Genomic DNA, 11,418 nt, shown 5'->3' with positions numbered 1-11,418 from the left:
CCATTTATGCAATATTCACACGGGCGCTCTGTAACGCTCTGTAAGCCTCGCAATGGGTTAGCTATGGGATAGTATAGAAAGAGGAGAGAAGACGCCACAGCGGCGCGTAAAGAGAGCCACACCAGGCCCCTCGCCTGGATATTTGGGAATAATAAACATTCTCATCTATGGATCTGGTTACCCTGCCTGGCTACTGTATCCAAACTCCCAGATATTTTCCCACCTAACTGGAAGGAATCCGCCCCTATTTTATGGTCGTGTATAGGTCAGGCTGAGGGAGGCTCGCCAGTGTACACCCCCTGGATTTGGTGATCTGTTAAGTTATTGATTTTGATCGATTTTAGATCAATCATCCGTTGGCGGGAATACCCCCACCCAGACGGATGGCACACAATGAATAACGATAAGTCAAACCACCCTAAACACTTCCAATACTTGGGCCGCATGGTCACTGTTTACCCTACACACACCATTATTGATGGTATAAAGATCAGCCGTTCCCGTCTTTCCTTTGCATTCCAATTGGAATTGGCAAAAGCACTTCGACTGCATGAAGAAAGCGTATGCAGAAAATAGATTCCATTTAAATCATCACGATTGAAATTATTTTCTTAAGCCGCCTTATGGGCGGTTTTTTTTGTGCCCGCCATTTATGTGTGGGACACAACGTGAGACACAAACTGGGACACAGAGGATTTTTTAGGGTTGAGTCTTTGGCTTTCCGCTGGCATTATCCAGAACAGGGATTAACGGGACGTTAATCGCAAGTCTTTGATTTTTATTTATTTGACTCGGGGTGCCCTTCTTTGTGAAGGCTGAGAAATACCCGTATTACCTGATCTGGATAATGCCAGCGTAGGGAAGTCAGATGCCTTCCCGGTCATCGCTTCTTCACGCAAGGCAGGAGCGAACCCATGCAGCCTGACCTGCTCGATTTACACGTTTTAAACCACTTCCGCACCCGTTGTCCGCTTACCCATTGTATGACCAACGATGTCGTACAGACCTTTACGGCCAACGTTTTGCTGGCACTTGGCGCATCCCCTGTAATGGTGGTTGAGGCCGAAGAGGCTGAACAGTTCGCCGCCGTCGCTGACGCGCTGCTGGTTAACGTCGGGACGCTGACTGCGCCGCGCGCGCAGGCGATGCGTCGGGCAATAGAAAGCGCCGTAGCGGCAGGCAAGCCCTGGACGCTGGATCCGGTTGCCGTGGGCGCACTGACGTTCCGCACCCGTTTTTGCCATCAAATCCTTGCCCTGCAACCGGCCGCCATTCGCGGCAACGCTTCAGAAATCCTGGCTCTGGCGGGAATGAGCGCGGGCGGGCGCGGCGTCGATACAACCGACACCGCGGCCAGCGCGCTACCTGCCGCTCAGGCGCTGGCCCGGCAAACCAATGCCATCGTAGTGGTCACCGGTGAGGTGGATTACATCACTGATGGGCAACGCACCCGCACGGTTACGGGAGGTGATCCGCTGATGACCCGCGTGGTGGGAACCGGATGCGCGCTTTCTGCCGTCGTAGCGGCCAGCTGTTCGCTGCCGGGGGACAGGCTGGATAACGTTGCCGCCGCTTGCGGATGGATGAAGCGAGCCGGAACGGCAGCCGTTACGCGCTCGCGCGGGCCAGGCAGTTTTGCCGCCGCGTTCCTGGATGAACTCTACACGCTGGAGGAGCAGGCATGAAGCGGATTAACGCCCTGACCATAGCCGGCACCGATCCCAGCGGCGGCGCGGGCATCCAGGCCGATCTGAAAACCTTCTCGGCCCTTGGCGCGTACGGTTGCTCAGTGATTACCGCGCTGGTGGCACAAAACACGCGCGGCGTACAGTCGGTCTACCGCATCGAGCCGGATTTTGTTGCCGCGCAGCTGGATTCGGTATTCAGCGATGTGCGTATTGATACCACCAAGATCGGCATGCTGGCCGAAACGGACATTGTGGAAGCGGTGGCCGAACGGCTTAAGCGCTATCAGGTGCAAAACGTGGTGCTGGATACCGTCATGCTGGCAAAAAGCGGCGATCCGCTGCTCTCCGCCTCCGCCGTCGAGACGTTGCGCAATAAGCTGCTGCCGCAGGTAGCGCTCATCACGCCCAATCTTCCGGAAGCTGCCGCGCTGCTGGGCGCGCCGCACGCGCAAACTGAACGGGAAATGAAAGAGCAGGGCAATGCGCTGCTGGCGATGGGCTGCGGGGCGGTGCTGATGAAGGGCGGGCATCTGGATGATGCTGAAAGCCCGGACTGGCTTTTTACCCGTGACGGCGAAATGCGGTTTACCGCCCCGCGCGTGCAGACCAAAAACACCCACGGCACAGGGTGCACCCTCTCAGCCGCGCTGGCGGCGCTGCGCCCGCGGCATGACGGCTGGGCCGATACGGTACGCGAAGCGAAAACCTGGCTTTCGGCGGCGCTGGCAAAAGCCGATACTCTGGAAGTCGGTCACGGTATTGGGCCGGTTCATCATTTTCATGCGTGGTGGTAACCCAGTATACTGGCAGGAAACACCACGCCTGAGAAAACAGAGATGGAACAAGCGCATACCCGGTTAATCGCTCAACTGACTGAACGGATCGCCGCGCCTGACAACACGCCGCTGTACCTGAAATTTGCCGAAACGGTAAAAAACGCGGTGCGCAGCGGGGTGCTGGAGCACGGGAACATTTTGCCCGGCGAGCGCGATCTGAGCCAGTTAACCGGCGTGTCGCGGATCACCGTGCGCAAAGCGATGCAGGCGCTGGAAGCCGAGGGGGTTGTGACGCGTGCCCGGGGTTACGGCACGCAAATTAACAACATCTTCGAATACTCGCTCAAGGAAGCGCGCGGTTTCTCTCAGCAGGTGGTGCTGCGCGGTAAAACGCCAAACACGCTGTGGGTCAATAAACGCGTGGTGAAATGCCCGGAAGAGGTGGCGGGCCACCTGTCGCTGGAGCCGAACAGCGACGTCTTTTTGCTGAAGCGTATTCGCTATGTGGATGACGATGCGGTGTCGATTGAAGAGTCCTGGGTACCGGTCGGGCTCATTCCCGATCCGGATGCGATAGGAATTTCGCTGTACGACTACTTCCGCAGTCAGAATATCTTCCCGCAGCGCACCCGTTCTCGGGTCAGCGCCCGCATGCCGGACAGCGAGTTTCAGGCGCACATTAAGATGGACGAAAAAATACCGGTGCTGGTGATCAAGCAGGTTGCGCTTGACCAGCAGCACCGGCCGATTGAGTACAGCATCAGCTACTGTCGCAGCGATCTATACGTCTTTGTGTGCGAGGAGTAATTCCTCACGCGTGGGCGCGCAATCCCCGCCGCGGTGGCTGACCACCCAGGACGCCACGGCATTCCCCAGCAGAACGGCGTCTGCCAGTGACCATCCCGCCGCCAGCCCGGCAAGCGTGCCGCCCGCGTGGCTGTCGCCTGCACCAATGGTGTCCACCACCGTGGCGGGAAACGCCGGAACAACGCCCGAGACGGCACCGTCATACCATGTAGCACCATCTTTATCGTGGCGCACAATCAGCGCGGCGCCGAAGCGCTGCTGCCACACCTCACCCAGGTGTTCAGCCTCCACACCCAGCCTTTCAGCAGCGAGCTCCGCTTCCTGACGATTAAGCGACACGATCGGTTTACAGGCCATAATCCGCGTCATCAGCGCGTCGGGAATATCCGCGATGCGCGGGCCAAAATCGATAAGTGCCGTCACGTCCTGCAGCCCTTCGAGCCAGCCCGTCAGCAGCTCGCCGCACGGCGAGGCCAACTGGTAGCCGGAGAGATAAACCAGACTGTTTTGCGGAACGTATAGCTCGTCAAGCCAGCGCTGCTGCCACTGGTTCTCGACGCCGCTAAAGGACATAAAGGTGCGCTCGCCGTCAGGCTCAACCAACGCCAGACACCAGCCGTTGTCGCCGGTTTCAGCCTCCACGGCGCTGCGCAGATCCTGCTTCGCCATCGCGTTGCGGATAATATCCGCCCACACGCCGTGGCCGACGGGAAGGGCGTTTTGCGCCGCAATGCCGAGCCGTTTCAGGGCGATGGCGATATTCAGCGCGCAGCCGCCAATATTTACCCCCTGCTGTTTAAGCTCGATATCACACCCGCGCCAGGGCAGGGCGTAGGCGTCGGCGATGACGTCAATTACCGCCGCGCCCAGCACCGTCACCGGGCGGGTGGCGTGCAGGGTGTCGAGACGTTGGGCAAATGAATTCATACGCCCTCCCTTTGCTCCCTGAAGTGCAGCAGCTTCTCGCTGTAGTGACCAAAATCGAGCTGGTTAACGGCGTCGAGCTCGGCCTTCAGCGCCGGGTCAATCGCCTGAACGCCGTGGAGCGCGCCGCAGATGGCTGTCGCCATCGCGCCGATGGTGTCGGTATCTCCGCCCAGATTGGCGCATAAAATCGCGCAGCGGTTCGGGTCGGTTCCCGCCAGTTCCACCATCGCAATGGCCGCCGGAACGGACTCTATGGTGCTGGTTCCTGCGCCAGTGAGCTGATAAATCTGCTCGCTGGCGGAGTCGATCCCATTGGCTTCCCGTACGGTCTTAAGCGCCAGCTCAATGCGCGCCGCCAGCGACGCGCTGAAGGTGGTGGTTTTTACCTCCTGCGCATAGCGAGCGATCCCCGGCAGCGCATCGACGATGTTCTGCCAGCGCTCTCCGTCGATGGCGCGGGAAACCGCCCAGGCAATCACCACCGCACCGGCGATGGCAAGATCCGATTTATGCGTTGGGCTGGAGGCCAGCGCCACCTGCCCCACAAAGTGTTCCAGCCGCGTCGCCGGGAGAAGGCAGCCCAGCGGGGAGGCGCGCATCGCCGCCCCGTTAGTCACGCCGTTGTTGTCCAGCTCGCTGACCGGCTTACCGTCCCGGATCGCGTTAAGCGCGATTTTCGAGGTCGGGCCAAGCACGTTCTTATTAAACGCGTCGAAGTCGAGCGCCCAGTTCAGGATATGCTTGCCGATAACGTCCGCGTTAATCTCGCCGTCGCACTCGATGATCGCATCCGCCAGGCACAGCGCCATCGAGGTATCGTCGGTGAACTCTGCCTGCCTGAAATAGCAGGCCGCGTTATTCTCTGCCGGGCCGGGTAAAAAGCGGTCGATCCAGCCGAAGTGCGCTTTGACGCGCTTTCTCGGCCACAGCTCCGACGGCATGCCCATCGCATCCCCTAATGCCTGCCCGTAAAGGGCACCGAGAACACGTTCTTGTTTCATTTAACTTCCCCTTGTGTCAGCGCGGTATCGCCATCAACCACCTCAATTGCGGTGATCTCTTTATCCGATTCGCGGAAAAACAGCATAAACAGCACGGCAATCACGGCAATCATGATTGCACCAAATGTCCACATTCCGGCCCAGTTGAAGGTCAGCCCATTCACCGGCTCTTTGTAGGCGAACATTTTTTCCATCATTACGCCGCCCAGGCGGTATCCCAGCAGGCTACCAAAGCCCTGGCAGCACAGCGTAATCAGGCCCTGCGCGGCGGTTCGCATATGCGCCGGCGCCTTTTTGTCCACGTAGATATACGCGGTGACGTAATAGAAGTCGTAGCTCACGCCGTGCAGCAGAATACCGAGGAACAGCAGGGCGTAGGTGAAGTACTGCTCCGCACCGCCGTAGACGAAGAACCCGTAGCGGATGGCGGCGGTAATCAGGCCCAGCAGTAAGACCTTCTTAATACCAAAGCGTTTGGTAAAGAACGGCAGGGCAAGCATAAAGAAGATTTCGGAGAACTGGCCGAGCGTCATCCAACCGGTGGCGTTTTTCATGCCCACTTCGGTGAGATAGCCGTTGGCGAAGATGTAGTAGAAAGCCAGCGGCATGGCGAACAGGAACGAGCAGAAGAAGAACACCAGGAAGTTTTTGTCGCGCAGCAGGATCAGCGCATCCAGCCCCAGCATGACTTTGAAATCCAGCTTGCCGGTACTTTTCGGCGGTGTGTTCGGCAGGAACAGGGCAAAGACGCCGAGCAGGGCGGAGCTGGCCGCCGTCATCAGCAGCGGGATATTGGTGTCGGAAATATCGTTGTAGCCCAGCATTTGCGGCAGAAACCCGCACGCCAGCCCCGAGGCGATCCAGCCGATGGTGCCCATCACGCGGATGCGCGGGAAGTCGGCCTCAACGTCATCCACGTTCGCGAAGGCGATACTGTTGGTCAGCGCGATGGTCGGCATATAGGTCAGGGAGTAAACCAGCAGCAGCGGGAAGAAGGTGCTGAACTGGGTTTGCTGCGCGGCGAAGTACATCAGGATCGCGCCGGCAAACATCAGCACCGACAGCACCTTCTGCGCGGCGAAGAAGCGGTCCGTCAGCGAGCCGACCAGGATCGGGGAGAGTATCGCGGCAATCGCGGTACAGGCGTAAGACCAGCCGATTTCCCCGGCGGTAAACCCGCTTTTGCTCAGCCACAGCCACAATGGCACAAACCACGCGCCCCAGATAAACCATTCAACAAACATCATGAATGACAGTTGGACTTTCGTTTTCATTTTTTAATCCTGCATGTCAGAGAGGGTATGCCTTTAACATACCACTCAATAATACCTTTTAAATACCTTTGTGGCGATTGTTTGATCAATGTAACAGTTTTGTTGTACACGAATCGAGCCAGCAGATTGTGCTGAAAAAAAATGCAAATGGTGGAAAATCTGTTAAGTCGGTACCAGGCTTAGTCTGCCCATAAAAAATGGGACTGGATAAACACACACCGACACGATGTCGGACTTACGGGAGTATCACATGACTGATATTGCGCAGTTGCTTGGCAAAGACGCCGACAGCCTTTTACAGCATCGTTGTATGACCATTCCAGCCGACCAGCTTTACCTGCCTGGTCACGACTACGTTGATCGCGTGATGGTTGATAACAACCGTCCGCCTGCGGTTCTGAGAAACATGCAGACGCTCTATAACACCGGGCGGCTCGGCGGCACCGGGTATCTCTCTATTCTGCCGGTGGACCAGGGCGTTGAGCATTCGGCAGGGGCCTCCTTTGCGGCGAACCCGCTCTACTTCGATCCAAAGAACATTGTTGAGCTGGCGATTGAAGCGGGCTGTAACTGCGTGGCGTCCACCTACGGCGTGCTGGCTTCAGTGTCGCGTCGCTATGCCCACCGTATTCCGTTCCTCGTGAAGCTGAACCATAACGAAACCCTCAGCTACCCCACCGAATATGATCAGACCCTCTACGCCAGCGTCGAGCAGGCGTTCAACATGGGGGCGGTGGCCGTTGGGGCGACGATTTACTTCGGCTCTGAACAGTCCCGCCGCCAGATTGAAGAGATCTCCGCAGCGTTTGAGCGCGCGCACGAGCTGGGCATGGTCACCGTGCTGTGGGCATATCTGCGTAACTCGGCGTTTAAAAAAGACGGGGTGGATTACCACGTGTCGGCTGACCTGACCGGGCAGGCGAACCACCTGGCGGCGACCATCGGCGCAGATATCGTGAAGCAGAAAATGGCCGAGAACAACGGCGGCTATAAGGCGGTGAACTTTGGCTACACCGACGATCGCGTTTACAGCAAGCTGACCAGCGATAACCCGATCGACCTGGTCCGCTACCAGCTGGCGAACTGCTACATGGGCCGTGCGGGGCTGATTAACTCCGGCGGCGCGGCGGGCGGTGATACCGACCTGTCAGACGCGGTGCGTACGGCGGTGATCAACAAACGCGCGGGCGGCATGGGGCTGATCCTTGGCCGTAAGGCGTTTAAGAAATCGATGGCCGACGGCGTGAAGCTGATCAATGCGGTTCAGGACGTCTATCTGGATAGCAAAGTCACGATTGCCTGACGCCTCCATCTCCCTCTCCCTGTGGGCTGAGTGATCCACACAAATTAATGCGAGCAGTGAACAATCCCCTCGCCCCTTTGGGGAGAGGGTTAGGGTGAGGGGGAACATACGGCTCCGGTGGTCATTCCGTTCACTTTATGTTCCTTGCTACTCTGTAAGGACATGGCCGGTGAACGTGCCAGGGCGGCTCAGTCGCCACCGCCCTGGCGACCCGGGCTCCCGGCGGTAAATCGCCGCTTCGCGGTGCCCTCAGCTTATTCCTTCAGGCTATCGGGTCGGGCATGAGCCTGCATCCCTGCAGGCCACGCCCTCTCGGCGCATCCGTGCGCCTCGCCCCGGCCTTACGGAAACGCTTCGGCGATTTACAGCCGGACCAGGGCGTCGCTGAAAGCCTTTAATCGTTCTGAAACAACATTATTGCTTCTGCTTAAAAATTACTGGGGATCCCTCAGCCCTGTGGGAGAGGGTTGGGGTGAGGGCATCATCGCGCACCGTGTAAAACATCAGCGCAAAAGCACACAGTCCGGCGGCAGCCGACACTGCAGCGCGCCGGGCAGCACCTCAATGCGGAACTGCGTCCCGCTCAGCGGCTCTCCGTCGAGGTTAAAGGTCATCCCGTGCGGAGCATTCACCTCAAACCACGCCGATTTCCCGGCGATGATATTCGGGCTCTCTTCCGGCTGCGTCAGCGTGGTAAACAGCGCGGGCAGCAGGCCGTCGCCGGTGAAAATACGCAGCTGTAGTTGACCGTCATTGATTAGCGCCTCCGGACAGAGCTGCTGCCCGCCGCCTGCCTGGCGGCCATTGCCAATCCCAATCACCAGCGCGTCACCCTGCCACTGAAAATCCTCGCCGCGAATTTCGCAGCGGTCCGGCTTAAGGGTGTCCATGCGCATCAGGCCGTGGATCAGGTATGATACGCCGCCCAGCGCCGCCTTCAGTTTTTCCGGCGTTTCGCTGGTGATGCGCGTGCCGAACCCGCCGGTTGCCATATTGATAAAGCAGGTTTTATCATTCACCTGGGCGATATCCACGGCGATAGCTTTGCCGAGGATCGCCAGCTGGAGCGCCTTTTCTAAATCCTCCGGGATCCCGGCGCTGGTGGCAAAATCATTGGCAGTACCAAGGGGTAAAACGCCCATCACCGGGCGGTCTGCCGGGGGCAGACCAATAAGCGCAGAGGCGATCTCATTGATGGTGCCGTCGCCGCCGCCGGAAATAATGGTGCTGACGCCTAACGCTAAGCCTTCGTCGATGTAGCGTGCCGCGTCGCCTTTTTCCCACGTCACTCTGACGTGGATACGCGCGCCTTCGTCACGCAGGCCAATAATCGCCTGACGCAACAGATCGTTGCCCGCACTTTTGCCATTGAGAATCAATAAACTGTCTGGATAGGTTGCCATCCGCGCTGCTCCCTTTTTTAGCGTTAGTAAGAGTGTATAGCAGAGAGGAAAAAAGCGGGTAAGAACAGGATGAAAGGAACAAAACAGGCACGAAAGCGCGTTACACTTCAGCGATGAGATTAATGTAATCACAGGAAAGTGATGATGAATAAAATTTTGGTAAGCGCTTGCCTGATGGGCTTCAGGGTCCGTTATAACGGAAGTGAAAAAGCGCGAATGAATGAGCAACTCGCTCGCTGGCACCAGGAACAACGTCTGGTTATCCACTGCCCTGAACTTGCGGCCGGGCTGCCTGTACCTCGTCCTCCGGCAGAGATTATGTCCGCTGATGGCAAAGACGTGATGCACGGACAAGCCAGAATTATTGAAAATACAGGGCAGGATGTGACTGAACATTATCAGCTTGCAGCCTGGCTCGCGCTACGCGCTGCTCAGGCGTCGGGTTGTAGCGCTGCATTGTTAACCGATGGCAGCCCAACGTGCGGCAGTGAGTTTATTTATGACGGATCTTTTCGCGGTATACAGAAAGCGGGGAGGGGGGTTGCGGCATCGTTGCTTGCAGAGCATGGGATCGCCGTGTTCTCAGAGAAGCAAATCGACGAACTTATTGCCTGGGTTGAGGAAAGAGAAGGCAAAAAATAAGCCCGCGTAAGGGAGATTACGCAGGCTAAGGAGGTGGTTCCTGGTACAGCTAGCATTTATGGGTTATGTTTTTCAGCGGGGGGATAATACCCGTATTGAACGAAGCGGTATGTGATCCGATTCTAAGAATTATCCCAGCGCGAAAAAATTTCCCTGATTAACTATTTGCCGTGTGGGTTTCGGGTGCTTTCACCGTTGAAGTTACGCATCAGCAGCGCGAACTTCAGCTCCACCTCTTCAGGCACCGGCAGCCAGACGGTATGACCGTCGCCCGGCGCCACGTCAATCGCTTCGCCTTTACCGTTTTCCAGATGCTCCAGCGTGAAGTTCATGTTGCCCTGTGGGGTCATCAGCTCCAGGCTGTCGCCTTTGGTGAACTTGTTTTTCACCGCGACGGCCGCCAGCGCGCCTTTGCGCTCGCCGGTGAAGTCGCCGACAAACTGCTGGCGCTCGGAAACCGAGTAACCGTGCTCGTAGTTCTGGTAGTCGTCATGGGTATGACGGCGCAGGAAGCCTTCGGTATAGCCGCGGTGTGCCAGGCCTTCCAGGGTTTCCAGCAGGCTGGTATCGAACGGTTTACCGGCTGCCGCATCGTCGATGGCTTTGCGGTACACCTGCGCGGTACGCGCGCAGTAGTAATAGGATTTGGTACGGCCTTCGATCTTCAGGGAGTGCACGCCCATCTGGGTCAGACGCTCAACGTGGGCGATGGCGCGCAGATCTTTCGAGTTCATGATGTAGGTGCCGTGCTCGTCTTCAAAGGCGGTCATGTACTCGCCCGGACGTTTGGCTTCTTCAATCATAAACACGCTGTCGGTTGGCGCGCCGATGCCCAGCGTCGGCTCAACGTTAGTCACCGGAATAGGCTCGTGCTTGTGGACGATGTTGCCGATGTCGTCCTCTTTGCCTTCCTGGACGTTATATTCCCAGCGGCAGGCGTTGGTGCAGGTGCCCTGGTTCGGGTCGCGCTTGTTGATATAGCCGGAGAGCAGGCAGCGGCCGGAGTAGGCCATGCACAGCGCGCCGTGAACGAATATCTCGATTTCCATATCCGGCACCTGGGTGCGGATCTCTTCGATCTCTTCCAGCGAAAGTTCGCGGGACAGAATGACGCGGGTCAGCCCCATCTGCTTCCAGAACTTGACCGTCGCCCAGTTGACGGCGTTAGCCTGTACGGAGAGGTGAATATCCATCTCCGGGAAGTTCTCCCGAACCAGCATGATTAAACCCGGGTCCGACATGATCAGCGCGTCCGGCCCCATGTCCACCACCGGTTTCAGGTCACGGATGAACGTTTTCAGCTTGGCGTTGTGCGGCGCGATGTTCACGACCACGTAGAATTTTTTGCCCAGAGCGTGCGCTTCGTTGATGCCGAGCTGCAGGTTCTCGTGGTTGAATTCGTTGTTACGCACGCGCAGCGAGTAGCGCGGCTGGCCCGCGTAAACGGCGTCGGCACCATAGGCGAAAGCGTAACGCATATTTTGCAGCGTTCCCGCCGGGGAAAGGAGTTCCGGTTTAAACATGTTTGTTCTCGTTCTGATGACAGGTCAGATCCGCGTGCACCAGGTGCAGCGGTAAGGGGAGATCCCCCACTTTA

At 57.7% G+C, this 11,418-nt stretch carries 10 protein-coding genes and 1 riboswitch; of the genes, 5 read left to right on the top strand and 5 right to left on the bottom strand.

Annotation, left to right across the window (positions count from 1 at the left end; all coding sequences use genetic code 11):
* Positions 1 to 782 precede the first annotated feature (782 nt).
* Positions 783 to 879, top strand: a riboswitch (TPP riboswitch).
* A gap of 35 nt (positions 880 to 914) precedes the next feature.
* From thiM to ACR42C_RS15055, 3 genes are read left to right on the top strand one after another with little or no spacing between them, the layout of a single operon-like run.
* Positions 915 to 1,685, top strand: a complete 771-nt coding sequence (gene thiM, locus ACR42C_RS15065) for a hydroxyethylthiazole kinase (protein WP_479984277.1) — start codon at positions 915 to 917, stop codon at positions 1,683 to 1,685.
* Complete coding sequence (gene thiD, locus ACR42C_RS15060; RefSeq protein ID WP_320720934.1) at positions 1,682 to 2,482, top strand: bifunctional hydroxymethylpyrimidine kinase/phosphomethylpyrimidine kinase; 801 nt, start codon at positions 1,682 to 1,684, stop codon at positions 2,480 to 2,482. Before thiM ends, thiD begins: the two co-directional genes overlap by 4 nt.
* Before the next feature lie 42 nt (positions 2,483 to 2,524).
* Positions 2,525 to 3,271, top strand: coding sequence for a GntR family transcriptional regulator (locus ACR42C_RS15055; RefSeq protein WP_302217788.1), 747 nt, complete (start codon positions 2,525 to 2,527; stop codon positions 3,269 to 3,271).
* Here ACR42C_RS15055 and ACR42C_RS15050 read toward each other — a convergent pair.
* The 3 genes from ACR42C_RS15050 to ACR42C_RS15040 are packed head-to-tail and all read right to left on the bottom strand — an operon-like array spanning position 3,245 to position 6,473.
* A complete protein-coding gene (locus tag ACR42C_RS15050; protein ID WP_233002598.1) occupies positions 3,245 to 4,198 on the bottom strand; it encodes a PfkB family carbohydrate kinase in 954 nt (317 codons plus the stop codon). The genes ACR42C_RS15055 and ACR42C_RS15050 overlap by 27 nt on opposite strands.
* Entirely contained in the window at positions 4,195 to 5,199 is a 1,005-nt protein-coding gene (locus ACR42C_RS15045; RefSeq protein ID WP_479984276.1) for an ADP-ribosylglycohydrolase family protein, read from the bottom strand. The genes ACR42C_RS15050 and ACR42C_RS15045 overlap by 4 nt, the downstream gene beginning before the upstream one ends.
* A complete protein-coding gene (locus ACR42C_RS15040) occupies positions 5,196 to 6,473 on the bottom strand; it encodes a nucleoside permease (protein WP_163330212.1) in 1,278 nt (425 codons plus the stop codon). Before ACR42C_RS15040 ends, ACR42C_RS15045 begins: the two co-directional genes overlap by 4 nt.
* 250 nt (positions 6,474 to 6,723) lie before the next feature.
* Between ACR42C_RS15040 and fbaB the strand changes: the two genes are divergently transcribed.
* Complete coding sequence (gene fbaB, locus ACR42C_RS15035) at positions 6,724 to 7,776, top strand: class I fructose-bisphosphate aldolase (RefSeq protein WP_008500869.1); 1,053 nt, start codon at positions 6,724 to 6,726, stop codon at positions 7,774 to 7,776.
* A gap of 503 nt (positions 7,777 to 8,279) precedes the next feature.
* Here the strand turns inward: fbaB and yegS are convergent.
* Positions 8,280 to 9,179: a lipid kinase YegS gene (gene yegS, locus ACR42C_RS15030; protein WP_479984275.1), complete on the bottom strand. Its 900-nt coding sequence runs from the start codon at positions 9,177 to 9,179 to the stop codon at positions 8,280 to 8,282.
* 141 nt (positions 9,180 to 9,320) lie between these two features.
* On the opposite strand from yegS, the gene ACR42C_RS15025 reads away from it, so the two are divergent.
* A complete protein-coding gene (locus ACR42C_RS15025; protein WP_163330209.1) occupies positions 9,321 to 9,821 on the top strand; it encodes a 2-thiouracil desulfurase family protein in 501 nt (166 codons plus the stop codon).
* Between the two features lie 161 nt (positions 9,822 to 9,982).
* Here ACR42C_RS15025 and trhP read toward each other — a convergent pair whose 3' ends face one another.
* Entirely contained in the window at positions 9,983 to 11,344 is a 1,362-nt protein-coding gene (gene trhP, locus ACR42C_RS15020; RefSeq protein WP_032652696.1) for a prephenate-dependent tRNA uridine(34) hydroxylase TrhP, read from the bottom strand.
* Positions 11,345 to 11,418 lie beyond the last annotated feature (74 nt).

The organism is Enterobacter sp. MG-EB028, from assembly GCF_056673305.1.
This window is presented reverse-complemented; position numbering and strand designations above follow the sequence as displayed.

Bases quoted from the DNA above. Each gene is read 5' to 3' on its own strand.
- ACR42C_RS15055 (WP_302217788.1), top strand. From the start codon at position 2,525: ATGGAACAAGCGCATACCCGGTTAATCGCTCAACTGACTGAACGGATC.
- thiD (WP_320720934.1), top strand. From the start codon at position 1,682: ATGAAGCGGATTAACGCCCTGACCATAGCCGGCACCGATCCCAGCGGC.
- ACR42C_RS15045 (WP_479984276.1), bottom strand. From the start codon at position 5,199: ATGAAACAAGAACGTGTTCTCGGTGCCCTTTACGGGCAGGCATTAGGG.
- ACR42C_RS15025 (WP_163330209.1), top strand. From the start codon at position 9,321: ATGATGAATAAAATTTTGGTAAGCGCTTGCCTGATGGGCTTCAGGGTC.
- ACR42C_RS15040 (WP_163330212.1), bottom strand. From the start codon at position 6,473: ATGAAAACGAAAGTCCAACTGTCATTCATGATGTTTGTTGAATGGTTT.
- yegS (WP_479984275.1), bottom strand. From the start codon at position 9,179: ATGGCAACCTATCCAGACAGTTTATTGATTCTCAATGGCAAAAGTGCG.
- ACR42C_RS15050 (WP_233002598.1), bottom strand. From the start codon at position 4,198: ATGAATTCATTTGCCCAACGTCTCGACACCCTGCACGCCACCCGCCCG.
- trhP (WP_032652696.1), bottom strand. From the start codon at position 11,344: ATGTTTAAACCGGAACTCCTTTCCCCGGCGGGAACGCTGCAAAATATG.
- thiM (WP_479984277.1), top strand. From the start codon at position 915: ATGCAGCCTGACCTGCTCGATTTACACGTTTTAAACCACTTCCGCACC.
- fbaB (WP_008500869.1), top strand. From the start codon at position 6,724: ATGACTGATATTGCGCAGTTGCTTGGCAAAGACGCCGACAGCCTTTTA.